Source organism: Neoakkermansia glycaniphila, from assembly GCF_001683795.1.
Lineage (GTDB): Bacteria > Verrucomicrobiota > Verrucomicrobiia > Verrucomicrobiales > Akkermansiaceae > Akkermansia > Akkermansia glycaniphila.
This window is the reverse complement of the sequence record NZ_LIGX01000018.1, coordinates 67,643-93,639: the sequence shown is the minus strand read 5'-3', so window position 1 is coordinate 93,639 and position 25,997 is coordinate 67,643. Positions and strand designations below refer to the sequence as shown.

General features: G+C 60.1%; 23 protein-coding genes. 19 read left to right on the top strand and 4 right to left on the bottom strand.

Going from position 1 to position 25,997, the window contains the following annotated elements; all coding sequences use genetic code 11:
- Positions 1–394 precede the first annotated feature (394 nt).
- The 10 genes from AC781_RS04945 to mutS all read left to right on the top strand — a co-directional run bounded on the left by AC781_RS04945 (position 395) and on the right by mutS (position 9,248).
- Positions 395–1,564, top strand: coding sequence for a DUF2800 domain-containing protein (locus AC781_RS04945; RefSeq protein WP_067774399.1), 1,170 nt, complete (start codon positions 395–397; stop codon positions 1,562–1,564).
- Between the two features lie 25 nt (positions 1,565–1,589).
- Positions 1,590–2,465 carry a hypothetical protein gene (locus AC781_RS04940; RefSeq protein ID WP_067774396.1) on the top strand — a complete coding sequence of 292 codons (876 nt, stop codon included), beginning with the start codon at positions 1,590–1,592 and terminating at the stop codon, positions 2,463–2,465.
- Between the two features lie 3 nt (positions 2,466–2,468).
- Positions 2,469–2,705, top strand: a complete 237-nt coding sequence (locus AC781_RS04935; RefSeq protein WP_067774393.1) for a hypothetical protein — start codon at positions 2,469–2,471, stop codon at positions 2,703–2,705.
- Positions 2,686–3,057, top strand: a complete 372-nt coding sequence (locus tag AC781_RS04930) for a hypothetical protein (protein WP_067774390.1) — start codon at positions 2,686–2,688, stop codon at positions 3,055–3,057. The genes AC781_RS04935 and AC781_RS04930 overlap by 20 nt, the downstream gene beginning before the upstream one ends.
- 124 nt (positions 3,058–3,181) lie before the next feature.
- Complete coding sequence (locus AC781_RS04925) at positions 3,182–3,679, top strand: terminase small subunit-like protein (RefSeq protein ID WP_067774387.1); 498 nt, start codon at positions 3,182–3,184, stop codon at positions 3,677–3,679.
- Positions 3,679–5,040, top strand: coding sequence for a hypothetical protein (locus tag AC781_RS04920; RefSeq protein ID WP_067774383.1), 1,362 nt, complete (start codon positions 3,679–3,681; stop codon positions 5,038–5,040). Before AC781_RS04925 ends, AC781_RS04920 begins: the two co-directional genes overlap by 1 nt.
- 117 nt (positions 5,041–5,157) lie before the next feature.
- Positions 5,158–5,577 (top strand): hypothetical protein, encoded by a 420-nt coding sequence (locus AC781_RS04915; protein WP_141675758.1) that lies wholly within the window; start codon positions 5,158–5,160, stop codon positions 5,575–5,577.
- A gap of 55 nt (positions 5,578–5,632) precedes the next feature.
- Positions 5,633–6,043, top strand: coding sequence for a hypothetical protein (locus AC781_RS04910; protein WP_141675757.1), 411 nt, complete (start codon positions 5,633–5,635; stop codon positions 6,041–6,043).
- A 104-nt stretch (positions 6,044–6,147) separates the two neighbouring features.
- A complete protein-coding gene (locus AC781_RS04905) occupies positions 6,148–6,660 on the top strand; it encodes a hypothetical protein (protein WP_071133386.1) in 513 nt (170 codons plus the stop codon).
- 92 nt (positions 6,661–6,752) lie between these two features.
- The gene (gene mutS / locus AC781_RS04900; protein WP_246777962.1) at positions 6,753–9,248 is read left to right on the top strand and encodes a DNA mismatch repair protein MutS; all 2,496 of its coding nucleotides are present in this window, start codon (positions 6,753–6,755) and stop codon (positions 9,246–9,248) included.
- An 18-nt stretch (positions 9,249–9,266) separates the two neighbouring features.
- Here mutS and AC781_RS04895 read toward each other — a convergent pair whose 3' ends face one another.
- The gene (locus AC781_RS04895) at positions 9,267–10,496 is read right to left on the bottom strand and encodes an SEL1-like repeat protein (RefSeq protein ID WP_083076584.1); all 1,230 of its coding nucleotides are present in this window, start codon (positions 10,494–10,496) and stop codon (positions 9,267–9,269) included.
- 115 nt (positions 10,497–10,611) lie between these two features.
- A complete protein-coding gene (locus tag AC781_RS04890) occupies positions 10,612–12,192 on the bottom strand; it encodes a tetratricopeptide repeat protein (protein ID WP_067774371.1) in 1,581 nt (526 codons plus the stop codon).
- 181 nt (positions 12,193–12,373) lie between these two features.
- On the opposite strand from AC781_RS04890, the gene AC781_RS04885 reads away from it, so the two are divergent.
- The 3 genes from AC781_RS04885 to AC781_RS04875 are packed head-to-tail and all read left to right on the top strand — an operon-like array spanning position 12,374 to position 15,046.
- On the top strand, positions 12,374–13,432 hold the full coding sequence (locus tag AC781_RS04885; protein WP_067774368.1) for an ABC transporter substrate-binding protein: 1,059 nt from the start codon (positions 12,374–12,376) through the stop codon (positions 13,430–13,432).
- A 14-nt stretch (positions 13,433–13,446) separates the two neighbouring features.
- Positions 13,447–14,247 (top strand): ABC transporter ATP-binding protein, encoded by an 801-nt coding sequence (locus tag AC781_RS04880; protein WP_067774367.1) that lies wholly within the window; start codon positions 13,447–13,449, stop codon positions 14,245–14,247.
- A 31-nt stretch (positions 14,248–14,278) separates the two neighbouring features.
- Complete coding sequence (locus tag AC781_RS04875) at positions 14,279–15,046, top strand: ABC transporter permease (protein WP_067774365.1); 768 nt, start codon at positions 14,279–14,281, stop codon at positions 15,044–15,046.
- A gap of 41 nt (positions 15,047–15,087) precedes the next feature.
- On the opposite strand, the gene AC781_RS04870 is transcribed toward AC781_RS04875, so the two are convergent.
- On the bottom strand, positions 15,088–17,361 hold the full coding sequence (locus tag AC781_RS04870) for a cytidylyltransferase domain-containing protein (protein WP_067774363.1): 2,274 nt from the start codon (positions 17,359–17,361) through the stop codon (positions 15,088–15,090).
- Between the two features lie 248 nt (positions 17,362–17,609).
- Between AC781_RS04870 and AC781_RS04865 the strand changes: the two genes are divergently transcribed.
- Entirely contained in the window at positions 17,610–18,746 is a 1,137-nt protein-coding gene (locus tag AC781_RS04865; RefSeq protein WP_067774361.1) for an NADH:flavin oxidoreductase, read from the top strand.
- Positions 18,747–18,888: 142 nt separating this feature from the next.
- On the opposite strand, the gene AC781_RS04860 is transcribed toward AC781_RS04865, so the two are convergent.
- Positions 18,889–19,857, bottom strand: coding sequence for a PEP-CTERM sorting domain-containing protein (locus AC781_RS04860; protein ID WP_067774360.1), 969 nt, complete (start codon positions 19,855–19,857; stop codon positions 18,889–18,891).
- Between the two features lie 478 nt (positions 19,858–20,335).
- Between AC781_RS04860 and AC781_RS04855 the strand changes: the two genes are divergently transcribed.
- Genes AC781_RS04855 through trpB form a run of 5 tightly spaced genes read left to right on the top strand, consistent with a single transcriptional unit; the run spans position 20,336 to position 25,997 of the window.
- On the top strand, positions 20,336–21,727 hold the full coding sequence (locus tag AC781_RS04855; protein ID WP_067774359.1) for an anthranilate synthase component I family protein: 1,392 nt from the start codon (positions 20,336–20,338) through the stop codon (positions 21,725–21,727).
- A 21-nt stretch (positions 21,728–21,748) separates the two neighbouring features.
- On the top strand, positions 21,749–23,347 hold the full coding sequence (trpD, locus tag AC781_RS04850) for an anthranilate phosphoribosyltransferase (RefSeq protein ID WP_067774358.1): 1,599 nt from the start codon (positions 21,749–21,751) through the stop codon (positions 23,345–23,347).
- A gap of 17 nt (positions 23,348–23,364) precedes the next feature.
- Complete coding sequence (locus AC781_RS04845; protein WP_067774354.1) at positions 23,365–24,147, top strand: indole-3-glycerol phosphate synthase TrpC; 783 nt, start codon at positions 23,365–23,367, stop codon at positions 24,145–24,147.
- A complete protein-coding gene (locus AC781_RS04840; RefSeq protein ID WP_067774351.1) occupies positions 24,144–24,776 on the top strand; it encodes a phosphoribosylanthranilate isomerase in 633 nt (210 codons plus the stop codon). The genes AC781_RS04845 and AC781_RS04840 overlap by 4 nt, the downstream gene beginning before the upstream one ends.
- Positions 24,777–24,791: 15 nt before the next feature.
- Positions 24,792–25,997 (top strand): tryptophan synthase subunit beta, encoded by a 1,206-nt coding sequence (gene trpB / locus AC781_RS04835; RefSeq protein WP_067774348.1) that lies wholly within the window; start codon positions 24,792–24,794, stop codon positions 25,995–25,997.

Here is a 25,997-nt window from a genome sequence, read left to right as displayed (position 1 = left end):
TTCGCGGTTTGTCTGCCGCATGGTTGGAGGAAGCGGCATGTTGCGCTTTCTCCGGGTTCCGCCCGCCTGCCGGGCGAAGGGTGTGCCGCCGACTGCGGTTGTTCCGATGGCCGGCGGCACACCCGAACGGAGAGTAGGCTTCGGCCTTTCCGTTCCTCCGGGGGATTCCGCTGTCGTTTCAGGGCGGATTCTCTGGATGTGCTGGAGGATTCTTGCGGTTCGGATGGTTCCGGCCGCGGCGGCAGGCCGCTGACGCATGATAGCGGAGAGTGTGTGCCTGATGATTCCGGCCGGGAAGGTCCGGGGGTGCTGGTGTTGTCTTTCGTGTTCGGGTGTTTGCTCGGGCTGGGAGTTTTGGTGGTGATGCTTCTTTTCAATCTGGGAGGTTTTTGAGATGGCCAGGGGTTCAAGATGTAAGGTGAAGGCCGATGGCAGTTGCCCGGATGCGGCGGATGTGTTTCGCCTGATGTTGTGCGCCGGGAGCTGGCGTGCTTCGCAGGGTGTGGGTTCTGTACCGGAGAGGTGTGGAGTATCGGCTCTGTGCCATGAGGTGGCTGCGTGCCTGTGCGGCGGAGCCGATGGGTGCGGGGATGAGGCGGCAGGCGCTGCGGCGTGGATTCGTGCGGAGGAGGAGGCTTTGTGCGCCCGGGTGTTTTCCGGTGGCAGGGATGGGGTTGTTTCGGCCCGCGGGCAGGAGTTGTCGTTGATGGCGGATGGCCGCGAGGTGTTGCGAGGGCGAGCGGATGCCGTGTTTTTGGATGAGCGGGGGTCGAGGGTTGTGGTGTGTGCGTACGATTGGGCGGCAGGGAGGGATGCCGATGGCTGCGGCGATGGGTGGAGGCTGGCTGCTTTGGCGGTACTGCTTGCCCGCGAGCTGGGGTGTGTGCCTCAGGTGTATGCGGCGGTTTTGCGTCCGTTTGCCGTGGAGAGGGAGGTGGCTCCGGTGTTTTTCTGTCCGGCGGATGTGGTGGCGGCGCGGGAGGCGATTCTGGATGTTTTGGCCCGGGCTGTGCGGGAGGATGTTCCGTGCGATGTTTCCGAGGCGGCGTGCCGAGGTTGCCGGGCCCGCGGCGTGTGCCGGGCGTTTTCCCGTGGTGTGGAGGAGTGGAGCGTGGCGGATGTGGAGAGGGTTTGGCAGGAGTTGCCGCCTTCGCGCAAGCTGGCGGCGTTCCGTTTGGCGCGGCTGGCGGAGGGTGTGGCAGCGCGTATCGATGCGTGCTGCGAGGCGGAGTTGAAGGCGGGCGGTGAGATTCCGGGGCTGGCTTTGTCTCCGGGGCGGCAGTTGTTTTCCGTGGCGGATGCTTCGGAGGCGTTTTCGCTGTTGTCGGCGCGTTTTCCCCGGCATGTGTCGGCTGTTTCGTTTGCCCGGGGCTGCCGCGTGAGTGTGTCCGATTTGGAGCGGCTGGTGCATGCGGCCCGCCGGGAGGAGGAGGCGAGTGCGTCGGTGAAGGGTTCCCGGGTTTTGCTGCGCGATTTGCTGGCTCCGTGCAGCGAGGTGCGGTTTTCGAGGGGTTCCCTGCGGGAGTGCGGCGGGGCCGGTGCGGCTCCCGGTTGTCCGTTCTGAGTGTGAGTTTTTTCTGTTTACCGTTATGCCCGATCGTATTTTACGAGCTTCGATTTTGACTTCGGATCGTCTTGCTTCTCTCCGTAATTGGGAGTCGGAGGTGTTTTACCGCCGCCTGTTTTCGGTGGCGGACGATTACGGCCGCTATGATGCCCGCCCGGCTGTGCTGCGCGCGCATTTGTATCCGCTGCAGATCGATAAGATGAGTGAAACTGGTATTGCCCGCTGTCTCCGTGAATGCGAGAGGGTGCGCCTTGTCCGTTTGTACTCGGTGGAGGAGAGGCCGTATTTGGAGATTGAGGATTTCGGGCAGCGGGTGCAGTCGAAGCCGAAGTGGCCGGGGCCTGGGGAGGATGAGCGGGGCAGGACGGCGGTTCACGGTGGTTTGCCGTTCCATTCGGAGGCGAAGTCGGATTCGGATTCGTTGTTCGTGGGGGATGTGGCGAGGGGAGCCGGGAGGAGGGGAGAGGCGGGTTCCGCTGCGCCGGATGAGGCGGGGTTCCGGAGGTTTGTGGCGGAGGTGTGTGCGTTGCGCCCTTCGTGGAAGAAGTTGCGGAGGCTGCCGATGGCGTGCGAGGAGGCGGCGCGCGATGCGGCGGCGGCTTTGGATTTGTCTTCCGGCGATTTTGCGCTGCTTGGTGCGTATTTTGCTTCTTCGATGGCGAAGGATCGGTTTGGTGCGGCGTTTTGGCGGCCGACCGGTCTCGAACAGTTTTTTCGCTCCATGGCCGATGTTCTTTCCCATGCGTATCGCTGGCGGAAGGAGTCGGGCTGGGGCTTTCCCAAATCCGCGGCGGCGGAGCAACCCGTTTTTACGGACGGGGGGCAGGCCGCCACTCTTGAGTCTTTTCGCCGTTTTCTCGACGAGGAGCATGATTCAAACCATATAAGTAATCAATAGACTATGAAACTTAATCTCAGTAAGGCAAGCCTGAAGCGCGAAAATCATCATTTGTTCCTGCAAACTCCCGGACGTACGGTGTGGTGGATCGGGTTGACGCTGCACGGGAAGGACGGTACGGTGACGAGGATTCGCCGCAGTTTGCAGACGCATGATGTGCAGGTGGCGCGCAAGAGGCGCGATCTGATTATCGGGGATTTGCTCAATTCGACTTCCGGCCATGGAGATTCCGTCGAATAATGGTGCGTCTTCTCCGCTGCGCGGGGAGGTGCTGCGCCGCAACCGGGCCGGGAAGGGCGGCCGGGGCGGTTCGTACAAGCTGCGCGTGCGGATCAGCCAGGGGAAGGGGATGGTGGGGCGCGTGATCGAGCCGGGGCTGGGGACGAACGATTTGCTGCAGGCGCAGGAGAAGGCGATTGCGATTTTGCTGACACTGCAGCAGGCGGGGTATCTCCAGAGGCCTCCCGAGTATGTGTTTACGCTCGGGGGGTATGAGGTGTCGTACGAGCGGCTGCTGGCATGGAAGGATGAGCTGCGCCGCGAGGTGCGGAGGGCGTCGCGGGGGAGCCGGAGTTCTTCAGGGGAGTTTTAGCCCCTGTGCGCAGGCTTTTCTTTGCGGAGGCATGCGGGTATTCTGGTTCCGGTTCCCGGCGGAAGGCCGCAGTCTGTTTGCTGCAGGGAATAGAGAGAGTAATTCAAGCATATAAAGCCACCCTATGAATGCCAGAGTATCCGCCGGGAACCGACCGCCGGGCAGACCCCGGAAGTATGATGAAGCCTTGGCCGAGCGTCTTTGCGGCGCGATTGCCGATGGTCTGAGTTTGACCCGCGCCGCCGTTTTGTGCGGCGTGGGTGCGACGTCGGTTCGCCGCTGGCTGGCTGCGGTGCCGGAGTTCAGGGCGCGGTATGCCTGCGCCTGCGAGTTGCGCCTGTTGCTGCTGGAGGAGAAGCTGCTCGATCTTTGCGAGGAGGGGCATGATGCGGCCGGAGATTCGGAGGGAGGGGGTGCGCGGTTGCGTGCGGTGAAGCTGGAGATCGATACGATCAAGTGGCAGCTTTCCAAGCTGCTGCCCCGGCAGTGCGGGGCGAAGGCTGCGGGAGAGGCGCCGGGTGCGTGCGAGGGGGCGACGGTGTCCGAGCGTGTGGATAGGGAGGAGTTGGCCGCGTTTGCCGAGATGCTGGCGGCGGCCCGTGCGAGGATTGGGGAGGGGTGATGAAGGCGCGTTTGTCTCCGGCGGAGTTTGCCGTGTTTGTGTTGGGCCAGAGGTTGTATCCCTGGCAGGTGGAGGTTTTGGAGGCAGTGGGAGCCGGGAAGCCGACTGCGCTGTGCGCGGCGAATGGGTCGGGGAAGACGGCGTCGGTGATTGCGACTCTGATTTTGTGGTTTCTGGATTCTTTTCCGAAGGGGCGGTGCCCGGTGACTTCCGGTTCGTGGATGCAGGTGCGCCAGCAGCTTTGGCCTGCGTTGCGCCGTTACCGGGAGCGTTTTCCGGGGTGGCGTTGGGCGCCTTCCGCCTGTGAGGTTTCGACTCCGCAGGGAGGCCGGGCGGTGGGGTTCGCGACGAATGAGGCGGGGCGCGCGGAGGGCTGGCACGGTACGCCGGATGCTCCGGTGATGTATGTGGTGGATGAGGCGAAGTCGGTGCAGGATGAGATTTTTACGGCGGTGGATCGTTGTACGACGCAGTTCAAGTTGTATGCTTCTTCCGCCGGAGGGGCTGCCGGGCAGCATTTCCGGTGTTTTCACGAGGATGCCGCGCTGTTTTACCGGGTGAGGGTGACGGCGTTCGATTGTCCTCATATTGCGAGGGAGAAGATCGAGTTTTTGAAGGCGAAGTACGGGGAGGATTCCGCGCAGTACCGGTCGATCGTGCTTTCGGAGTGGACGGAGGGGAGCGATTTGCTGATTGTGCCTCCGGAGCTGTTGCGGAGGGCGTTGGAGTGTCCGCCTGCGGCGCGGGCGGGGCAGTGTTTTTCGTTTTCCGATTTTGCAGCCGGACGGGATGAGAATGCGGTGGCGGTGCGCTGCGGGAATTCGATTCGGCTGGTGGAGGCATGGAGGGATGACGATACGGTGCGGATGCGGCGCAAGGTGGTGCGGCTGCAGGAGGCGCTGGGCGTGCCTGCGGTGCGGGCGTGGGGGGACGGTTCGGGAGCGGGGAGGAATGTGCTGCAGGATATGGCGGAGGAGGGGTTCCGGATGCGGGCGTTTCTGGGTGGCGCTCCTTCGGAGGATCGGGAGAATTATCAGGATTTGAATGCGGATGCATGGTTCGGGTTTGCTCGGGATTTGCGTGCGGGGAAGCTGCGGCTGGAGGGGGTGGATGGCGAGACGTTCCGGCAGTTGACATGCCGCCGGATGGAGTGGGACCGGAAGGGGAGGTTGCGCTGCGAGCCGAAGGAGGTGATGCGTGCGCGGGGGCTGCATAGCCCAGACCGGGCGGATGCGGTGGTGGGAGCCTGGTGGGCCGGGCGCAGGATGCTGTACGGGGAGGGTGACGGGGTGGTTTTGCCGGTGAGTGTGCCGGAGAATCCGTTCGCTGCGCCGGAGACTCCGTGGCTGTCTCCGTTTTAGGGCGCGGGCGCTTGCACTGTTCGGTGGTTTGTGGTAGAAACGGCGGTACCCCCTCTCATGAAGCGTTTTTTCGGTTTTGTTTTTTTCTTTATGCTGGTTTTGGCGTGGCCTGCATGTATGAATTTTTTCGGCCTGCCGGTGACGATTCGCCGCCTCGATGTGTTGCGCCCTGTGCAGGTGGAGGAAGAGTCGTTCAGGTGGGGCTGGCCGTCTCAGGAGCATGCATGGAGTGCGACGGGGTGGTTGAAGGAGGATGTGCGGTGCGAGTCGGCGGTGGCGGCATGCGGGTGGAAGTCGGCTGGGTGTTTTCCTGCGGATATGGAGTGGGATGATCCCGGTTGCGATTGGTATGAGGGGGTGAGGGAGTTTCATCGGTTGTTTCCGGAGAGGGATGTTCACCGTTTGCAGTTGTTTTGGGCGGAGACGGGTTTTCCCGGGATTGATGAGCGTTCTCCCTGCCGGATGGTGGTGGATGGGGAGTCGGGCTGGGTGCATGTGTCTTTGTGGGGGAAGTGGCGCGCGTGGGTTTGGCGGTGAGGTTGCGTTTTGGGCTGGACATGAGGAGTGTGTCGACCGTATGCTGTTAGGCAGGATGTCGTGGTTGTCTCGTTTGCTGTATGTCGGTTTGGTTGCCCTGACGGTGTGGGGGTTCCGGAGTTTTTCGTTTCCGGTGTGGTGGTCTCGGGAGATGACGTTTGCCTGTTTGTTTGCGGTGCCGGGGATTTTGTGCTGGTGGCCTGCGTTGGCGCATTTGCGCGCGCAGCCGTTGCGGTGGCGGCGGGTGTGGCTGTGGGTTCTGTTTCTTGGGCCTCCCTGCCTGCTGCTGGGCGGATGTTATGCGGTGGCTTTTGCGACGATGGATGCGGGGCTGGAGCAGTGGCGGGTGTGGATGGGGAGTGTGCGGTTCGTGTGGATGGTGTTCGTGCCGTATGTGGCGGTGGGGTGTTTGCTGAAGTGGGCTTTCGTGCCTGCTGTGGGGAGGAGCGGCACGCCGAGGGCGTGAGCGGGGGCTGTTTTCGCCAGGTATGACGGTGTTCCGCCTTTTTCGATGCCGGGATGGTTTGTAATGTATGGAGTAGCGATGCGTTCGCTCGCCCCCCAACGACGATGCCCAGGAAGTTTGAAGAAGAAGAGGAGCCCCAGTGGGGGAAGAATGTGAAGGTGCAGGGCAGGGATGCCTATCGACCCCGTGTGCCTTTGGTGGTGCGGGTGCTGGCGAGGCTGTCGGGCTACTGGTCTTTGTCGGTGGCAGTGGTGGCGATGTCGGTTATTTTGCTGGCTGGTGCGGCGGCGATTTTCGGCTGGTTTTTCGGACTGACGGCGAGTCCTCCTCTTGAGCTGGTGTCTGTGTGCCGATCGGGGTTTCTTTCCGAGGTGAAGGAGGCGATGGGACGTGTGGATGGCGTGAAGTACGAGAAGACGGTCGATCAGGATGACGGCAGGGAGGTGCATGTCTGGAAGTGTTCCGACTGGAAGGGCGAGTGGTCGCTCGTTTGCAGGCCGTGGAGTGATGGAGGATCGCAGATTCACCAGCCCAGGGTGTTTTACGAGGATTTTACCGGGAGGTTTGAGGTGGAGATTTCAGGGAATACGGAGGGGTTTGAGTTGATTTGGAAATGAGGTGGAGAGTGAGGCGTATCTGGCGGATGCGCGGAGCGTTCTGATTTTTTCGGGTTGCTTTTGATAGGTTTTTTCTGTATGATCCGGCTGCTATGGCGGCACAGGATTCGAGTTTGAGCCCGATGATGGATCAGTATCTGCGGATGAAGCAGGGGCTTCCGGAGGATGTGTGGCTTTTTTTCCGGCTGGGGGATTTTTACGAGATGTTTTTCGAGGATGCGGTGGAGGCTTCCGCCGTGCTGGGGCTGACGCTGACGAAGCGGCATACGGTGCCGATGTGCGGTGTGCCGTTTCATAGTGTGGAGGGGTATATCGGGCAGGCGGTGAAGGCGGGGAAGCGGGTGGCGATTGCGGAGCAGAAGGGTACTCCGGTGCCGGGGAAGCTGGTGGAGCGGGAGCTGGTGCAGGTGGTTTCCGCCGGGACGCTGGCGGATTTGGCTTTGCTGAATGAGGCGGAGCATAATTATATCGTGGCGGTGTTCCGCGAGAAGTCCGCGTGGGGGCTGGCGTGCGTGGATCATACGACGGGGGAGTTTTCGGTGGCGGAGTTCGGTTCTCAGGAGGCGCTGGCGGAGGAGGTTTCGCGGGTTGCGCCGAGGGAGCTGCTGGTGAGCGATGAGCAGAGGGATTCGTTTCCGCTGTTGCGGCCGACGCTGTTTTACGACGGTTATGCGTTTTTGCCGGGCGCTGCGGTGCCGGTGCTGGAGGCGCATTTTCAGGTGCATTCTCTGGAGGGGTTCGGCTGTGCGGGGTTGAGGGCGGCTTTGGGCGCTGCGGGGGCGGTGTTGCATTATTTGAAGCATCAGTTGAGGCGTTCGACGGAGCATTTGCGGAAGCTGGCGCTGCGGCCGACGGAGGGGGTGGTGCTGATCGATGCGGCGAGCCAGCGGAATCTGGATTTGGTGGATGCACGCGGCGGGGCGAAGTTTTCGCTGCTGGGTGCTCTGGACGGTACGTCTTCCCCGATGGGTGCGCGGAAGTTGCGCGATTGGGTGTTGCATCCGGTTGCGGATGTGGATGTGCTGCGAGGGCGGCAGGATGCGGTGGAGAGGTTTCTCGGGGAGCCGTTTCTGATGAGTAAGCTGCGGGATTCGTTGAAGGGGGTGCGCGATTTGGAGCGTCTTTCTTCAAAGCTGGCTCAGGGGGCGGGGAATGCCCGGGATTTGATGGCGCTGGGTTGTTCGCTGGGGCAGGTGCCTGCGGTGGAGGCGGATCTTTATGTGCTGGCGGAGGGGTGCCCTAAGCTGGGTGATTTGTGCGGGAGGCTGGGGGATTTCGCCGGGCTGGTGGAGTTGCTGGCGGGTGCGCTGGCGGATGAGCCTCCGGTGACGATCAAGGAGGGGGGGATGATTCGCGACGGTTATAGTGCGGAGCTGGATGAGCTGCGGCTGGCGTCGCGCGACGGGAAGGCGTGGCTGGCGGAGATGGAGGCGCGGGAGAGGGCTGCGACGGGGATCGATTCGCTGAAGATTCGTTTCAATAATGTGTTCGGCTATTATATCGAGGTGACGAGGGCGAATTATGCCAAGGTGCCGGAGCATTACCACCGGAAGCAGACGCTGGCGAATGCGGAGCGTTTCGTGACGGAGGAGTTGAAGAGGATGGAGGGGACGATTCTGGGGGCGGATGAGCGTTCGCGCCAGTTGGAGTATGAGTTGTTTTGTGCGCTGCGCGAGGAGGTGAAGGGGTTTCTGGATGCGATTCAGGTGTCTGCGGATGCGCTGGCGGAGGCTGATGTGCTGTTGGCGTTTGCGGAGTCGGCGCAGCGGCACGGGTATTGCCGTCCGGAGCTGGATTGTTCGCGCAATTTGTCGATTGTGAATGGCCGCCATCCGGTGATCGAGCAGGTGCAGCAGGGTGTTCCTTTCGTGCCGAACGATTCGCTGATGGATGAGGAGGGGAATCGGGTGTTGATTTTGACGGGGCCGAATATGGCGGGGAAGAGTACGTATATCCGCCAGGTGGCGTTGATTGTGCTGATGGCGCAGATCGGGTCGTTCGTTCCGGCGGAGTCGGCTCGTATCGGCGTGGTGGATCGGATTTTCTGCCGGGTGGGGGCGAGCGATGATTTGGCGCGGGGGCAGTCCACTTTCATGGTGGAGATGAGCGAGACGGCGATGATTCTGAATAATGCGACGGAGCGTTCACTGGTGATTCTGGACGAGATCGGGCGCGGTACGGCGACGTTCGACGGTTTGTCGATTGCGTGGGCGGTGGCGGAGCATTTGCACGATGAGCTGGGGTCGCGGACGCTGTTTGCGACGCATTACCACGAGCTGGTGGATTTGGTGCATACGCATCCGGCGGTGAGCAATTGGCATGTGGAGGTGCGGGAGTGGAAGGATGAGATTGTGTTTCTCCGCAAGGTGCTGCCGGGCCCGGCGGATAAGTCGTACGGGATTCAGGTGGCGCGGCTGGCCGGGATGCCGGAGAGTATCGTGAGCCGTGCGAAGGAGATTTTGACGCATTTGGAGATGTCTTCGACGAGGCGGGAGCCGAAGGCTCGCAAGCGGCAGAAGCCGGGTATGCCCGTGGCACGCGAGGCGGAGGTGACGCAGCTTGAGCTGCTGTGGGACGAGGAGGAGTGACGGGCGGTGCGCCGTGGGTCAGTGGCTGCGACCGGAGAAGAGTCGTTTGATGAGTCTGCCGATTTTCCGGAAGGTGGGGAAGTTGCCGTATGGGATGTGCTGCTGCGTGTTTTCGAGGATGTTCAGGTTGTGCAGGGCCTGTTCGTCTCCCTGCGCGGCAGCCTGCCGGAGCCAGTGGATGGCTTGCTGTGTGTTTTGCGGGACGCCGTGTCCTGCAAGGTAGAATTCGGCGAGTATGGATTGGGCGGCGGGATGGCCTTGTTGCGCGGCTTTTTCGAGCCAGAAGGCGGCCTGTTTTGCGTTCGGTTCGGTGGCAGAGGCCAGCCGGGCGGCGAGGTGGTATTGGGCTTGAACGAATCCCTGTTCGGCGGATTTGGTGAACCAATGGAGGGCTTTTTTCCGGTCGGCTTCCACTCCATGGCCTTTTTCATAGGATAAGGCGAGGTTGTACTGGGCGGTTTCGTTTCCGTTTTCCGCTGCGGCCAGGAGCCAGCGGATGGCCTGTTCGATTTCGTCGGGCGATTGGCTGTGTTCGAGGTAGGTTGTGGATAATAGCATGCGGGCATCCTCATGGCCTTGTTCGGTGGCTTTTTTGAGCCAGTAGACGGCTTTGTCGATGTCGTGCGCGGCTGCGAAGATGTCGCCGAGGCTGTATTGGGCCTTGGCGAATCCCTGGTTGGCGGATTTGGTGAACCAATGGAGGGCTTTTTGCTGGTCGGCTTCCACTCCACGGCCTTTTTCGTAGGATATGGCGAGGTTGTACTGGGCGATTTCGTCTCCGGTTTCCGCTGAGGCAAGGGTCCAGCGGATGGCCTGTTCGATTTCGTCGGGCGATTGGCTGTATTCGAGGTAGAGTCCGGCCACTTGTATGCGGGCGTGCTCATCTCCCTGATCGGCAGCTTTTCTGAGCCAGTAGATGGCTTTGTTGATGGCGTGTGCGGATAAGAAGAAGTTTCCGAGGCTGTATTGGGCGCCGATATGGCCGAGCCGGGCGGCCTGTTCGCGGTATTTGAAGGATGCGGCCATGTCGCGGCGGGCGGCGGTGCTTTCCTGGTAGATGTCGGAGAGGGTGAGAAGCGCCCCGATGTGTTGCCGATCTGCGGCCTTTTTGAGCCAGCGGATACCTTGTTTGGCGTTTTGAGGGATGCCGGTTCCTTCAATCAGGAGGCAACCCAGTTCGTGCTGGGCGTCGGCATCGCCTTGTTCGGCCATGTGCCGAAGTGCGTCGGGCGCGGGGGCGTTATTCATGGGTGGGGGTATCGTACGGCAGGAGTCGGTTGTTTGTCAAGGATGGTGAGGCTACTGGGTGGTGATGCGGGTTTTATCGCGCGAAGGGGGTGTTCATGTCGGTTCGTCAGGCGGGTCAATAGTGGTTGCGGGGGTGTTTGATGTTTTCCTGGACGCGGAGGACGGCAGCGGCAGCTTGTTTGTTTCCTTGCGCTGCCGCTTTTCTGTACCAGGCGAGAGCCAGTTTGTTGTTTCTCAATCCCGGTCGTTCGTAGTATCGACCCAGTGTGTTTTGGGCTTCGATGTTTCCGTTCAATGCTTTTCGGATTAAGGGCAAGTCTTCCGGGTCGCGGGGGATTTCGGCGGCGGATGGCAGGTCGTTCGGGGCCGGGTAGCTCCGTGGGCTTTCCTCCGGTATGACGGTGTTCCAGAATTGTTCTATTTTGAAGATGAGGGGGCCTTGTTTGTCTGCCCGGGCGTACCAATGGGCGGCGAGTGCAGCATTTTCCTCTATGCCCCAACCGAAGGCATAGCAGTGTGCGAGTTCGATTTGCGCTTGCATGACGCCTTGTTCGGCGGCTCGCCGGTACCAGTAGGCTGCCTGTTTTTCATGTTGCTGTTTTTGGCTGTTGAGCGGGTCGATGCCGAATGCGTAGAGTTGTGCCAGTGCAAGCTGGGCTTGAGGATGGCCTTGTTCGGCGGCTTTTTGGTACCAGTAATGGGCAGACTGTCCGTAGTAGTTGTTCAGGATTGTGCCGTTTTGATAGTGTTGGCCGAGGCGGTACTGGGCGTCCGCCTGTCCGTTTTCTGCGGCTTCACTGTCCCGTGCGATGCGGCGCAGGCGTTCCGTTTTTGATTTTTGTTCCCATTCCTGTGCGCTATGAGCGTTTTTCAGGGTGCCGATGCCGTGCTTGTAGGCGTAGGCCAGTGCGGTTTGGGCGTCGGGGTTGCCTTGTTGGGCCGCCTGCCGCAGGCATTCGATGATTTTGAAGGGGGCGAGCTGCGCGGAGGTTTGGTGTGTGCCCGGTATCCATGCGGGGTCGATGCATGGGCTGTCCGGGTAGATGTAGGGTGTAGCAGGCGTTGCGTTGGTTATGTCTCCGCATCCATAGGCAGTGGCGGCTTTGAGGTACCATTCGGCTGCTTGTTCGGGGGAGGGTTCCGTTCCCGTGCCTTGGTTGAGGCAATCGGCGAGCCTGCGTCTGGCTTCCGGGTAGCCTTTTTGTGCCAGTTCCCGATAGATGGAGACGGCTTGTTCCCGGTTTTGCGGTGTGCCGATTCCTTGGAAGGCGCATTCGGCGAGGATGAATTCGGCTTCGGGGCAGCCCTGTGCGGCGGATTTGCGGTACCAGTGCAGGGCCAGGGGGATGTCTGCCGCGGTGTTTTCCGTGCCTGTGTGATAGATGCGGCCCAGGTTGTACTGGGCTTGGGGGTGGCCTTGTTCTGCAGCCAGCCGGAAGTATTCGAGTGCGGCGGCGCTGTGGTTAGGTTGTGTGGCCGGCGGAGGAAGTTGGTGATGGAATATGAGGTAGCCGAGGCGGTTGCGGGCAATCGGATTTCCGGCGTTTGCTTCGGTTTGCAGGGTTGCGATCGTTTGTGCCGTTAAGTTGGCGGGGCAGTCGTAGTCAAGGGGCAAGGGTTGTGTTTCCTGTCCGATGAGGAGGGAGGCTGAGAAGTGGAGGGCGCAATACGCCGCGATGAGTATTGTGGTTTTCATGGAGTGCAGAGGGGGGTGAGTTTTGATGTTAGCAGGTTGTGAGGCTGTGTCAATAAGGAATGTTTTGTCAATGTGGAGGGATCGGGATGTTGTTCGTCAGGATGGGTGATGATGCGCGCGCGTGTTGACTGTCACGGGCGATCATTGACTTGGTGGGCGTTTTTTGGTATCGCTCTGCGCGATGAATCGTTTTGTTGCCGCGTTTGTTTTCTGCGCTACAACTTTGGTTTCGCTGGTTCTGGTTTCCGGCTGCAAGCCGCAGGAGGATGTTTCGCGTACGGAGGTGCGGATCGGATGTTTTCCGAATGTGACGCATGTGCAGGCTTTGGTGGCCCGATATATGGCCCGGATGGGGGAGAATTGGGTGCGCCAGCCGGATGGCGGCTGGGTGAAGGCTGCGGGCAAGGGCTGGTTCGAGGAGAGGATGCCGGGGCATTCGTTCGTGTGGTCGACGTATAATGCGGGGCCGAGCGCGATGGAGGCTATTTTCGGGCGGTCGATCGATGTGACGTATGTGGGGCCGAGTCCGGCGCTGAATGCCTACGGGGTGTCTCAGGGTACGGAGGTGCGGGTGATGGCGGGTGCGGTGAACGGCGGCGCGGCTTTGCTGGTGCATGCGGGTTCTTCGATGAAGGAGGGTAAGGATTTTTACGGGAAGCGTGTGGCGACGCCGCAGCTTGGGAATACGCAGGATGTTTCCGCCCGGGCATGGCTCCGGAAGCAGGGGTTGCATTTGACTCGGAACGGTACGGGCGATTGCCGGGTGTTGCCGACGTCGAATGCGATGCAGCTTCCTTTGTTCAAGCAGGGTGAGCTGGATGCGGTGTGGACGGTGGAGCCGTGGGTTTCCCGGCTGGAGGCGGAGGCCGGAGCGGTGCCGCTGGTGGAGGATTCCGAGGTGGCGACGACGGTGCTTGTGGGGCGCGATGCGTGGCTGAAGGCGCATCCGGAGCTGGCGGCGAAGCTGATTGCCGCCCATAAGGAGTTGACGGAGTGGGTGGCGGCCCATCCCGAGGAGGCGCAGAGGATGGTGGCGGATGAAATGAAGCTGCTGACTCGCGCCAAGGGTGATGAGATGGAGAAGATTGTGCGTTCGTCGTGGAAGCGGTTGAAGCTGACGACGGAGGTGGATGTGCCGGGTCTCCGGCAGTTTGTGAAGGATGCGCAGGATGCCGGTCTGCTGCGTTCCCGTTTTCCCGATGTTGCCGGTATTGTGTATCAACCAGATTCCCCACGTTAAGCCGTTTTTTTGCCATGCCCCTGACTGAAGAGTTGCAGGTGATTGCTCCTGCCAAGCTGAATATCGAGAATGTGACGAAGGATTTTACCTCCCGCCGCGGGACGGTGCGCGCGCTCGAGAATGTGTCGCTGACGATTAATGAAGGCGAGTTCGTGTGTTTCGTGGGCCCTTCGGGCTGCGGGAAGTCGACTTTGCTGAATATTATCGCCGGGCTTGAGACGCCGGATAGCGGTGTGGCGCTGATGGACGGGGTGCCGATTCCCGGTCCTGGCCGCGACCGGATGATGATGTTTCAGGAGCATGCGCTGTTCCCCTGGCTGGATGTGATCGGGAATGTGATGTTTTCGCTGAAGCTGAAGCCGAATTTGAATGATAAGGAGCGGCTGGAGGTGGCGAAGTATTATTTGCATCTGGTGAAGCTGGATAATTTCATTCATGCGAATATTCACGAGCTTTCCGGCGGGATGAAGCAGCGCGTGGCGCTGGCTCGCGCGCTGGCTCCGAATCCCCGTGTGCTGCTGATGGATGAGCCGTTCGCCGCGCTGGATGCGATGACGCGCGAGCAGTTGTACGGCGATATTCAGGCGATTTGGGAGAAGAGGAAGAAGACGATTATTTTCGTGACGCACAATGTGCGCGAGTCGGTGTGCCTGGGGAACCGGGTGGTTCTGTTTTCACCGCATCCGGGTAAGATCCGGGAGCAGTACGAGATCGATTTGCCGCGCCCCCGGGATATCAATAGTGTGGAGCTGGCCGGGTATTCGGTGCAGATTACGAGTGCCCTGAAGGGGTATGAGAAGGAGAGTCACGAGTAATTCGATAGTTCAGGTTTATTTTTTTGGAGTTATGAAGCGTACGTTTTCGACAGTTGTGTTTTTCGTGGTGCTGATCGTGGTGTGGCATTTTCTGTCCGCCGCGGGTATCTGGTCTCCCTATGTGGTGCCTTCGCCGGAGGCGGTGGGGCAGTATTTGTACGATGAGTGCATGGACGGGGAGATTCCCGCCGCGATCGGTGTGACGATGAGCCGCCTGTGCATCGGGTATGCGATCGGGCTGGTGATGGGGATTCCTCTGGGGATGCTGGCGGCGCGGTTCCGCTGCGTGAACGATACGCTGGGGATGATGGCTTTGGGGTTTCAGGCGTTGCCGAGCGTGTGCTGGGTGCCGCTGGCCTGTATCTGGTTCGGGCTGACGGAGAGCGCTTTGCTGTTTGTGGTGATTATGGGTACGCTGTGGTCGGTGATTCTTTCGACGGAAAACGGGCTGCGTAATGTGCCGCCGATTTATGCGCGGGCGGCGCGGACGATGGGTTCTTCGCCGTTCCATACGCTGGTGTTCGTGACGCTGCCTGCTTCGGCTCCTTTTGTGGTGTCAGGGATGAAGCAGGGCTGGGCGTTTGCCTGGCGTTCGCTGATGGCAGCGGAGATTTATGTGTCGATCGCGGGCAGTTTCGGTCTCGGCCAGCATTTGCATTTCGGTCGCGAGTTGCAGCAGATGGATCAGGTGATGGGGATTATGCTGGTGATCGTGCTGATCGGTTTGCTGGCGGATAAGATTCTGTTTTCTCCGGTGGAGAGGTGGCTGCACCGCCGCTGGGGTACCGATCGGGGCTGATCGTCCGAGCGGCGGCTGTGTGGCCGTCTGCCGTTTGTCGGTTATGCGGGGTTGAGCGCCGCATAGGGGCTCCGGGTTCGCTGCAGGAGGGGGAGGATGCGCGTTTTGTATGCGCGGAGGAGTGCGGGCCGGTTTGCGGCCGGTTCTATTTCATCTTCCCGGAAGTCGCGGATGGTTTGTTCGTATCTGGCCGTTTTCATGAAGTGCAGCCAGCAGGGGAGGGTAACCGTTTTTTTGTTCGGGTGCGGGGCGGTGTCGATTTCGTAGTGTTGGGCGATGCCGTATCGGGGAAGGTTGCCGGAGCCGCAGATGAGGGAGTCGCATCCTCCGTTGCGGGGGCGAGGTTTGTAGAGGCCGAAGCGGCCGTTGAGGACGGCTGTGTTGTGGCCACTGATTGAGATGCAATCCATGGGTGTGCGGATGTGGGAGAAGGCTTGCCCGAGGTGTTCGGGAAGGTAGATTTGGTCGGCATCCACTTTGACGACGGCGTATTCCGATTTGCCGAATAGTTGGTTGATGTGGTTCATGCCGAATTGGTAGTAGGTGTCTATACGGTTTTCTTTCGGCAGGGTGCGGAGGTCGCATGCCGAGTGCGGGCGTACGATGTGGTGGGGGTAGTGGAGGAAGTGGCATCGGCAGCCGTATTCGTTTTCCAGAACGGGTTTCCATTGTTCCGCCAGTTCGATGCTTCGGTCGTCCATGTCCGCCCAGAGGATGAGCAGGTCGTCGAGGATGGGAGCGACGCTGAGCATGCAGGCTGCAATGGTGTGTTGTTCGTTGAGGACGCGCATGTAGCCGATTTTTCTGATGTTGCCGTGTTTCGGGGCGGTGCCGGTGGACGGTGCGGGCTGTACCCAGTGGTACCATTCGCCCGCCCCCCGGACGAAGCGTTCTTTGCCCCAGCGATCCCATTGGAGCTGGAGGGTTGTTTCATCGCGCTGCAGGATGAGGGCTGCATCTTTTTGTGAGAGGCGTGCGCCACGGTTGCCGATGATGCGGAAGTCGTCGCTCCATTCGGGGTGCCAGAGGCGGAGTGTTTCTGCAGGTTGGATGTTTGCGGGAGGCAGGAGTCGCTGGCTGGTGTGGATGGAGGGTGGTGCCACCGGTGATGAGCCGGCGCAGGAGTATCGGTGTTCGGGTTCGCTGTCTTCAAGGATGGGGATGAGGCGCCCGCTGGAGATCATGGATTGTATGAAGGCGTTTTCGGGTTCGGGCTGATGCTTTCCTATGCGGGAGACACGCTGGTTCATGTCGCAATCGCCGAGATAGTAGATGTTTGCGTTCGGATATAGGTGGTAGGCCAGCAGGATGCCTTTGCTGAGGGTGGTGAAGTTGTATGTGCAGCGGCTGACGTCCGGCGGGATGGTTCGCCAGTGCGCGAGGTTTTCGGTGTAGGCGTATGCCTGCGTGCGGTTCGGGTCTTCGTCGTTGAAGTAGAGCATGGGTATGCCTGGCAGGATGTCTGTGTTTCTTTTTTCGCGGGGAAAGACCATGTAGGCGCCGCAGCAGGAGATGAGGGCTATGTCGGTGCGTGTGCCGGTGAGGCCGGTGGCGATGTTTTCCATTTTGTTGATGCGCATGACGAGGTCGCAGGAGTCGACGAATTCCGAGTAGTTGCGTTGCAGGTTTTTTTTATTGGAGATGAGGCATATTCGCATGGTTCCGGTCGGGCGGGGCAGGAGGTTGCGGAAGTGGGTGGAGGCGCACAGGTGGTCGAGGGCGGCGAATTCCTGTTCCGTGTCGATTTGCAGGTTGCAGGGGAAGGGGTTGTCGTGGATGCGGGAGTCGTCTCCGAAGAAGGAGTCTCTGGCGAGGAATCCGGCCTGTGAGGTGAGGGAGATGTTTCCGTCGAAGAAATGGAGGAAGCGTTTGGCGTCCTGGGTGCGGAAGGAGTGCTGGAAGGTGCCGTCGAGGTGGCCGATGACTTTGATTTTCTGAGAGGTGTAGCCGGACCATTCGTTGTGTGTTTCCGCATGGCGGAGCATGGTTCTGAGGAGTCCATGCTGCCGGAGCGGGGAGGTGGGCTGCAGGATGGCGAAGTAACGGCAGGTGTATGTGTTCAGGACCTGACGGATGCAGAAGGTCATTTTGCGGTCATAGACGATTTCCCGATGGTGCAAGATGTTTTTTTCACGGCACAGGGCGATGATTTCTTCGCTGTCCGTGCTAACGACGGGTGTGAATCCTTCCTGTATGGCATAGTGAACGGAGTGCAGGAAGAGGGGGGTGCCGCCGAGGAGGCGGGTGTTTTTGCCCGGGCAGCGTTCGGAGTGCGCTTTTGCGGGGATGATGGCGAGGTAGGGGATGCTGTTCATTTGCGGATGGGGGGTGGTTGCGGCTGTTGTGACGATTGTTCCGGAACGGAGGAGCCGTACCCATAGTCCTACCATGCTTCGTTTTCAGCAGGAAGGGGGAAGGCTGCCACGCCGCAGAACATGGCAGGCTGGCCCGCGAGCGGAGTGTGGCGCGAGCCTCCGTCAGCATGTAGAAAACTGATAGAACTATTTCTTGTGCATGGTGCTGCGGAGGGTATACTTGTGATAGTTTACGAAGGAGATTTTCCATGGCAATATATGATGAACTGAGTATTCGAGATATTGAAGTCCTGTTTCGCCCGTTCCGGTCCCGCGCTCTGGATTTGCCGACGCGTGTGGTGATGGCTCCGATGACGCGCTGTTTTTCGCCTGGCGGAGTGCCGACTCTGGAGGTGGCGGATTATTACAAGAGGCGCGCGCAGAATGAGGTGGGCCTGATTGTGACGGAGGGGACGCTGGTGAACGAGCCGGCCGCAGGCAATGCGATGGGGGTGCCGAATTTTTATGGCGGTGCGGCTCTGCGCGCATGGAAGAAGGTGGTGGAGGCGGTGCATACGACGGATGCGAAGATTGCGCCGCAGCTCTGGCATGTGGGGATGGCCCGCAAGCTGGAGGGTGATTACCCGAATCCGGATGCTTCTCCGATCGGGCCTTCCGGGATTGATCTGGAATCACTGGAGAAGGTGGCGGAGCCGATGAGCCGGGCGAAGATCGAGGAGTTGATCGGGCAGTTCGCCCAGTCCGCGCTGGATGCCAAGAAGCTTCATTTCGATGCGGTGGAGATTCATGGCGCCCACGGGTATTTGATCGACCAGTTTTTCTGGGACAGGACGAATCTACGGACGGATGAGTACGGCGGCGATCTTGTGGGGCGTACGCGTTTCGCGTGTGATATCGTGCGTGCGGTGCGGCAGGCCGTGGGCAGGAATTTCCCGATTCTGTTCCGTTTTTCGCAGTGGAAGGTGGGGCATTACGATGTGAAGCTGGCGCAGAGTCCGCAGGAGCTGGAGGCTTTTCTTGCGCCGCTGATGGATGCCGGTGTGGATGTTTTCGATTGTTCGACGCGCCGCTACTGGGAGCCGGAGTTCGAGGGGTCGCCGCTGAATCTGGCGGGTTGGACGAAGAAGCTGACGGGGCTGCCGACGATTTCAGTGGGTTCCGTCGGTCTGGATAAGACTTTTACGGAGACGTTCGGAGATCCGGCGGTGAAGGTGAGTCATTCCTGTATTGATCCGCTGATTAAGAGGATGAGAGATGAAGAGTTCGATCTGATCGCTGTGGGGCGTGCCTTGCTGGCGGATCCCGCATGGGCTGCCAAGATGCATGCCGGGCGTGCCGATGAGATCGAGGTGTTCACGGAAGAATCGCTCCGCCGTTTGAGCTAGAACAAGAAACGGCTGGTGGTACTGAGTCATGGATGGTACCGCTGATGGGTAGAGGCCTGCCTGTTCGTTGGGTGTTCAGGCAGGTCTCTTTTATGAGGTTTTTGCTTGCCTTTCGTGGTGGCTTGGATCATCCCCGCAAGGCTTATCGCCTGCGGCGGCGTATGGCGAAGATGAAGGTGCCGATCAGGCTGAGGGTGGCGGTGGCCGGTTCAGGGACGATATCCGAGCGAAGTGTCCAGCCGAGCATGCGCAAGGTGGCGAGGTCGAGGTCGGAGAAGGCGACGGGGGAGGCAGTGCGGGGGTTGCCGGAGTAGTTGAGGATGGAGTCGGTGAGGTTGTATCCGGTACCGTCCGTGGGGTGGGCGAAGCTGGAGCCCTGGGCGTAAGTATTTGGGTTGTAGACCTGGATTTGCGTGGTGCCGTCCGAGAGGTAGATGTCCTTCCCGAGTACGGAGGAGCGTGAGGTGTAAAGATCCGAGGTGGCGACGGAGTTGCCGTCGGCATCGACAAGCAGGCTGTCCCATTTGTTGTAGACGCTGCTTCGCTTTTCGTCTCTGTTATTGAAGAGGGAGGATGAGACGCCGAGGGCATGGCCGATTTCATGGACGAGGACGCGTGTGAAGCCGTTGTCCGTGAAGTCGAAGTCTTTTCCGATCTGGATGAAGATGTCCCACGGGGTGCCGGATTCCCACAATTCGTCTGTGTTGATGCCGAATTTCCATTTCAGTTCGGTAGCGGTCGCTTCATTGTAGAATGGTGCATTGTCTTCAATGCCCACATTGGATCTGAAGGAGAAGGAGCTGCTGCCGCCGATGATGTTGGGGTCTCCGAATGTGGTGTAGACGAGGTTCAGGTTGATTTTACTGGTGGAGAAGGTGTCGGCTATGGTGTCGATCCAGAGCTGGCTGGCGGCCAGGGTTTGTTCGATGCGTGTTTCCGACCAGTCCATGGTGCTGGAGATTTGGTTTTGGAAGGTGTCGCCGTTGTTGTAGAAGTTGATGCTGAAGACGCTGTTTTCCCTCGTCGTGATTTCGGCGGAGGCCTGTACGGCGAAGATGAGGAGAGCAGCGATGGCTGTGCGCCGTGCAAGGCGGGAGAAGGAGGGTTTCATGGCGAATCGGTGTACGTAATGAATGGAGAGCGGGATAATGACTGATTTGATTATCCGATACTATTTCTTTGGGCGGCGGTATGTCAAGCTATTTTTCGATTTTCGATCGTTTGTTCGTGTTTGTTTTTTCTTGCAGGTGATGATGTTCCGAATGATGGGGAGTAGTAGAGGGAATTCTTATGACAAAAGTTAGTGTTGCGGCTTTTGGCGGTTTGCTGTATGCATTCGTGCAGATGCAAGTTTCCTTGTTCAATTCACAGTTTTCCTCAGCAGCCCGGCAGCAGAGCTGGAGCTGGTGGTATTACTTTATGGATTGACACACTGGGGAAGCCTCCGTGCGTAGGAAACTGCACAGATTGATATATCGATTTTCTACAAGCCGCTTTGACTTCCCCGAGGTCAAAGCGGTTTTTTCTTTTTCCGATTTACCAAGCCACCATCAAACGACAAGTTTCAACACCAAATATACCAAGCCACCATGTCCACCAAGATTTCTCTTCAACAGTCCAGCCGCAGGCTCGGCGCCGATACGCAGACGCCGATCAGTCTGTTTATGCAGTTGTCCCGTGAAAATGAGTTCGCCCTTTTGCTGGAGAGCGCGGAGGTGGACGGGCGCTGGGGGCGTTTCAGCGTGATTGCGAGCGATTTTTTGCTGGATGCTTCGTGCCGCAGCGGTTTGCTGCATGTGGAGGTGGCCGATGAGCGGCTGAAGCCGCTGGAGGCTCTGGAGGGGCGGCCTTTCATGGAGGGGGTGCGCGAGTTGATGGAGTCTCTGTCGATCGTGCCGGCGGATTTTTCGCAGGCTCCGATTACGCGGGCTTTGTACGGTTATTTCGGTTATGAGATGGCGGCGGTGTTCCAGCCGAAGCTGGCGCAGTCGCTGGATGTGGCGGATGCGGAGGCGCGGCTGGTGGTGGCGGGTACGGTGCTGGTGTTCGATCATGTGTATAATCATTTGACGCAGTTGAGCTTGGGCGAGCATCGCGAGATGAGGCCGGTGCTGCATCCGGAGCCTGCGCCGATTCGTGTAGGCGAGGTGACGCGGAGGCCGGATGAGGAGGGGTATAAGGCGGCGGTGCGCCGGGTGCGCGAGCTGTTGCATCAGGGGGAGGCGATTCAGGTGGTGGGTGCGACGCAGGCTTCGGCTCCGTTCGAGGGGGATGCGTTTACGCTGTACCGCCGGATGCGGAGTATGAATCCGTCTCCGTATATGTTTTTCATGCGTTTTCCGGGGTTGACGCTGTTCGGTTCTTCGCCGGAGGTGATGGTGCGCTGTACGGACGGGCGTTTGCAGCTTTCCCCGATTGCGGGGACGCGCCGACGGGGGCAGGACGATGTGGAGGATGCGGAGCTGGCGGCGGATTTGCTGAAGGATCCGAAGGAGTGTGCGGAGCATGTGATGCTGGTGGATTTGGGGCGGAATGATTTGGGGCGGGTGGCAAGGCCGGATTCGGTGAAGGTGGAGCGGCTGATGGAGGTGGAGCGGTTTTCGCATGTGATGCATATGACTTCGCGGGTGACGGCGAGCCTTGCACAGGGGAAGGATGCGCTGGATGTGCTGGCGGCGACGTTCCCGGCGGGGACGGTGAGCGGTGCGCCGAAGGTGCGGGCGATGGAGATTATCCATGAGCTGGAGGAGGTGAAGCGCGGGCCGTATGCCGGGTGTATCGGCTGGATCGGGCTGGATGAGGATGCGGTGCATATGGATACGGGGATTACGATCCGGAGTATGTGGGTGCGCGATGGCCGGATTTTCTGGCAGATGGGCGCGGGGCTGGTGTACGATTCAGATCCCGAGAAGGAGTGGCAGGAGTGCCGCAATAAGGGCAGGATTATCGATGCGATTCTTGCTGCCGACGAGTCTCTTTAATTTTTACCTTTTTTCAAGACGATGTTTCTTTTTATCGATAATTACGATTCTTTTACCTACAATATCGTGCAGATTTTTCAGGGTCTGGGGCGCAATCCTCTGGTGCTGACGAATGACGATCCCCGGATTCTGGATATGGCGGCGGATCCTTCGCTGGAGTGCGTGTGTATTTCTCCGGGGCCGGGTAATCCGAAGACGGCGGGGTTCTGCCTGGAGTTTCTGGCTCGGCTGCCGAAGCATGTGCCGGTGCTGGGTGTGTGCCTGGGGCACCAGTGCCTAGGCGAGTTCGCCGGGGCGAGTGTGGTGAAGGCTCCGTTCGTGATGCACGGGAAGTGTTCGGAGATTACGCACGACGGTACGGGGCTGTTTTCCGGGATCGAGAATCCTATGAAGGTGGGCCGCTACCATTCGCTGGTGGTGGAGTCGAAGGATGATTTTTCGAATCCGATGTTTTCGGTGACGGCGCGCGCTCCCGAAGGGGAGGTGATGGCGCTGCGCTATAAGGATAGGCCGTGGGTGGGGATTCAGTTCCATCCCGAGTCGATTTTGACTCCGGAAGGCCGGAAGCTGCTGGCGAATTTCCCCCAGGCGATTCAGCCGGAGGGGAGCGCTGCGGCGAGTGTGCCCGCAGTGCTGGAGGCTTTGGCGCAGGGCAGGGATTTGTCTGCGGAGATGGCGGCGCATGCGTTTGCCGCGTTGATGGATGGCAGGATGTCCGATGCGCAGGCGGGTTCGTTCCTGATGGGGCTGCGGATGAAGGGGGAGAGTTCTCTGGAGATCGCCCATGCGGTGAATACGGCGCTTGCTCGTTCGCTGCGTGTGGACGGTATTACGGGCGCGTGTATCGATATCGTGGGGACGGGCGGCGACGGGAAGCATTCGTTCAATTGTTCGACGGCGGCTTCGCTGGTGATGGCGGGGCTGGGCTACCGGGTGGTGAAGCACGGGAACCGGGCGGTGTCGTCTTCCTGCGGGAGTGCGGATGCGCTGGAGTCTTTGGGGGTGCCGCTCGATGTGTCGCCGGATGAGGCGGCGCGGATGGTGGAGCGGAGCGGGTTTGCGTTTTTGTTTGCGCCGAAGTTCCATCCGAGTTTCCGCAATATCGGGCCGATCCGCAAGGAGTTGGGGATGCGTACGCTGTTCAATTTGATCGGGCCGCTGCTGAATCCCGCCCGTCCTTCGCATTTGCTGATGGGTGTGGCGAAGCCGGAGCTGGTGGATCTGATCAGCGATGCCCTTCGGCAGTCCCATATCGAGAAGGCGATTGTGGTTTGCGGCGCGGGCGGTTATGACGAGCTGACGCAGCTCGGCAAGGCGACGCTGAAGCTGATCGATCATGGCCGGGTGGTGTCGATGGAGCTGGATCCCGCCGAGTTCGGGTTCAAGCCGTGCGAGGAGGCGGAGCTTGCGGTGGAGTCACGCGAGGAGGCGGTGAAGGTGCTGAAGCGTATTCTCGCCGGGGAAGGCCCTGCTGCGATGATGGATATGCTGGCGCTGAATGTGGGGCTGGCGATGTTCCTGATGGAGGCTCATGCCGAGCTGCGGAGCTGTATGGCCCGCGCCCGCGAAGCGGTGTATGCCGGAGTGGGTCGCCGTGTGCTGGAAGGAATTGAAGGATAAGAAAGGATTTGAATGCCATGAATTTGCAACGTTTTATCGATGCCAAGCAGGATGAGCTGGAGGGGCTGCGCCGGGCGAAGGCTGCCGGGCTGCTGCGCCCGAAGGATATTCGGCAGAGGCCGGATTTTCTGCAGGCTTTGCGTGCACCCGCTCCGGCAGGGCAGCCTCTGCGTGTGATTGCGGAGTTTAAGAGGTCGTCGCCGTCGATGGGGGTGATCAATGATTCCCTGACGCCGGAGGATGTGGCCCGACAGTATGCGGAGGCGGGGGCTACCTGTATGTCCGTGCTGACGGAGGAGAAGTATTTTACCGGCTGTGTGGGCGATTTGTCCCGCGCGGTGATCGCCGGGCTTCCGCTGCTGCGCAAGGATTTCATTTTCGATGAGTTGCAGGTGCGGCAGACGGTGTCCACCCCGGCGGCGGCGATGCTGCTGATTGTGGCGCTGACGCCGGATGCCTCTCTGCTGCGCGGTCTGCGCGAGATGGCGGAGAGCGAGGGTATCCATGCCGTGGTCGAGATTTTCAATGAGCGTGAGCTGGAGATCGCCCGGGAGTCGGGCGCACGCATTCTGCAAGTGAATGCGCGCAATCTTGAGACGTTCAAGACGGATCGCGAGGAGGGGCTGAAGCTGGCTGCTCTGCGCCGGCCGGAGGAGCTTTGGATTGCGGCCAGCGCGATGAGCGAGCATGCGCACCTCGTGGATGCGAAGGGGGCGGGTTATGATGCCGCGCTGATCGGCACCGCCCTGATGCAGTCTTCCCAGCCGGGCAAGAACCTAAACAGGATTATTCAATCATGAACAAGAAAACACCATTTGTCAAAGTATGCGGCCAGACTTCCCTTTCTTCGCTGGATACGAGCTATTCGATGGGTGTCCGGTTCTGCGGTTTCATTTTCCATCCGCGCAGTCCGCGTTCCGTTTCGGTGGAGCGTGCCGCCCGCCTGAAGACGACGGGGATGAAGCGCGTGGGCATTTTCGTGGAGCAGGGCAGTGAGGAGATTGTCGCTGCCATGGAGAAGGCTCAGCTCGATTACGCCCAGCTTCACGGCAATCAGGATGAGACTTGCGCCCGCGCCATCGGCCCGGAGCGGGTGATTCGCGTGCTGTGGCCGCAGCGGTATGCTTCGATGGAGGAGCTGCAGGAGGATATCGACCGTTTTGCCGATTCCTGCGCCTATTTCCTGCTGGATGCGGGGACGGCGGGCGGAGGGTCGGGGAAGACGCTGCCGGTGGATTCTCTTTCCGGTCTCCGCTTCCCTCGTCCGTGGATTCTCGCGGGCGGCCTGAATGCGGAGAATCTTTCCGAGATGCTCGGGAAGTGCCACCCGGACGGTATCGATCTGAATTCCGGGATTGAGTTCGCTCCCGGCCTGAAGAGTCCCGTGAAGCTGCTTTCCGTTTTTCACGAACTTTCACAACCTGCTTAAAATTTTATTATTCATATGACCAATACACCATTATCCGATGCTTCCCGCGAGGGGTATTTTGGCGAGTTCGGCGGCATGTATGTGCCCGAGCTGCTGGTTCCCCCCTTGCGCGAGCTGGAACAGGCCATTGCCGATATCATGCCCGGCGCCGTTTATACCGAGTCTTTGCGTGATCTGCTGGAGAATTACGCTGGGCGCGAGACTCCGCTGACCTATTGTCCGAATCTTTCCGCCGAGTTGGGGTTCCAGCTGTGGCTCAAGCGTGAGGATTTGCTGCATACCGGAGCGCACAAGATCAATAATGCCCTCGGGCAGGCTCTGCTGGCGAAGATGATGGGCAAGACCCACCTTGTGGCCGAGACGGGTGCAGGCCAGCACGGCGTGGCGACGGCGACGGCTGCGGCTCGTTTCGGGATGCGCTGCACGATTTTCATGGGTGCGGAGGATGTGGAGCGGCAGGCGCCTAATGTGATGCGTATGAATCTGCTGGGTGCGGAGGTGGTGGCTGTGGAGAGCGGTTCCCGGACGCTGAAGGATGCGATCAACGAGGCTTTGCGCTACTGGATCGCCCATCAGGATGATACGCTGTATTGTTTCGGTACGGCGGCGGGGCCGCATCCGTTCCCGTCCCTTGTGCGCGAGCTGCAGAGTGTGATCGGCCGCGAGGCCCGCGCTCAGATGCTTGCCCGCGTCGGTAAGCTGCCGGATTATGTGGTGGCCGCTGTGGGCGGAGGCTCCAATGCTATCGGTATGCTGCATCCCTTTGTCGGCGACGAGGAGGTGAAGCTGATCGGTGTGGAGGCCGGAGGTACTGGGGAACCGGGTTGCCTGAATTCCGCGCCGATCAATCTCGGTTCTCCCGGGGTGCTGCATGGGCAGCGGACGATGCTGCTGCAGGATGCGGATGGGCAGATCATGGAGTCGTCTTCCATTTCCGCCGGGCTGGATTATCCCGGCGTGGGGCCGGAGCATGCGCATCTTGCCGCGATAGGCCGCGTGCGCTACGATGTGGTGTACGATTTGCAGGCGTTGCGCGCCTTTCACCGCCTGACGCGTTCGGAGGGTATTCTCCCGGCGCTGGAATCGTCGCACGCAGTCGCGTGGGTGTTCGAGCATGCGGCGGAGGTGCCGGCGGGTAGCAATGTGCTGGTGAATCTTTCCGGCCGTGGCGACAAGGATCTCGGCATCATTTCGAAGTATGCCGCCATGGAGGGCAAATGA

Coding starts and splice junctions, on each gene's coding strand:
- AC781_RS04945 (WP_067774399.1), top strand. CDS start 395: ATGGCCAGGGGTTCAAGATGTAAGGTGAAGGCCGATGGCAGTTGCCCG.
- AC781_RS04940 (WP_067774396.1), top strand. CDS start 1,590: ATGCCCGATCGTATTTTACGAGCTTCGATTTTGACTTCGGATCGTCTT.
- AC781_RS04935 (WP_067774393.1), top strand. CDS start 2,469: ATGAAACTTAATCTCAGTAAGGCAAGCCTGAAGCGCGAAAATCATCAT.
- AC781_RS04930 (WP_067774390.1), top strand. CDS start 2,686: ATGGAGATTCCGTCGAATAATGGTGCGTCTTCTCCGCTGCGCGGGGAG.
- AC781_RS04925 (WP_067774387.1), top strand. CDS start 3,182: ATGAATGCCAGAGTATCCGCCGGGAACCGACCGCCGGGCAGACCCCGG.
- AC781_RS04920 (WP_067774383.1), top strand. CDS start 3,679: ATGAAGGCGCGTTTGTCTCCGGCGGAGTTTGCCGTGTTTGTGTTGGGC.
- AC781_RS04915 (WP_141675758.1), top strand. CDS start 5,158: ATGAATTTTTTCGGCCTGCCGGTGACGATTCGCCGCCTCGATGTGTTG.
- AC781_RS04910 (WP_141675757.1), top strand. CDS start 5,633: ATGTCGTGGTTGTCTCGTTTGCTGTATGTCGGTTTGGTTGCCCTGACG.
- AC781_RS04905 (WP_071133386.1), top strand. CDS start 6,148: ATGCCCAGGAAGTTTGAAGAAGAAGAGGAGCCCCAGTGGGGGAAGAAT.
- mutS (WP_246777962.1), top strand. CDS start 6,753: ATGGCGGCACAGGATTCGAGTTTGAGCCCGATGATGGATCAGTATCTG.
- AC781_RS04895 (WP_083076584.1), bottom strand. CDS start 10,496: ATGAATAACGCCCCCGCGCCCGACGCACTTCGGCACATGGCCGAACAA.
- AC781_RS04890 (WP_067774371.1), bottom strand. CDS start 12,192: ATGAAAACCACAATACTCATCGCGGCGTATTGCGCCCTCCACTTCTCA.
- AC781_RS04885 (WP_067774368.1), top strand. CDS start 12,374: ATGAATCGTTTTGTTGCCGCGTTTGTTTTCTGCGCTACAACTTTGGTT.
- AC781_RS04880 (WP_067774367.1), top strand. CDS start 13,447: ATGCCCCTGACTGAAGAGTTGCAGGTGATTGCTCCTGCCAAGCTGAAT.
- AC781_RS04875 (WP_067774365.1), top strand. CDS start 14,279: ATGAAGCGTACGTTTTCGACAGTTGTGTTTTTCGTGGTGCTGATCGTG.
- AC781_RS04870 (WP_067774363.1), bottom strand. CDS start 17,361: ATGAACAGCATCCCCTACCTCGCCATCATCCCCGCAAAAGCGCACTCC.
- AC781_RS04865 (WP_067774361.1), top strand. CDS start 17,610: ATGGCAATATATGATGAACTGAGTATTCGAGATATTGAAGTCCTGTTT.
- AC781_RS04860 (WP_067774360.1), bottom strand. CDS start 19,857: ATGAAACCCTCCTTCTCCCGCCTTGCACGGCGCACAGCCATCGCTGCT.
- AC781_RS04855 (WP_067774359.1), top strand. CDS start 20,336: ATGTCCACCAAGATTTCTCTTCAACAGTCCAGCCGCAGGCTCGGCGCC.
- trpD (WP_067774358.1), top strand. CDS start 21,749: ATGTTTCTTTTTATCGATAATTACGATTCTTTTACCTACAATATCGTG.
- AC781_RS04845 (WP_067774354.1), top strand. CDS start 23,365: ATGAATTTGCAACGTTTTATCGATGCCAAGCAGGATGAGCTGGAGGGG.
- AC781_RS04840 (WP_067774351.1), top strand. CDS start 24,144: ATGAACAAGAAAACACCATTTGTCAAAGTATGCGGCCAGACTTCCCTT.
- trpB (WP_067774348.1), top strand. CDS start 24,792: ATGACCAATACACCATTATCCGATGCTTCCCGCGAGGGGTATTTTGGC.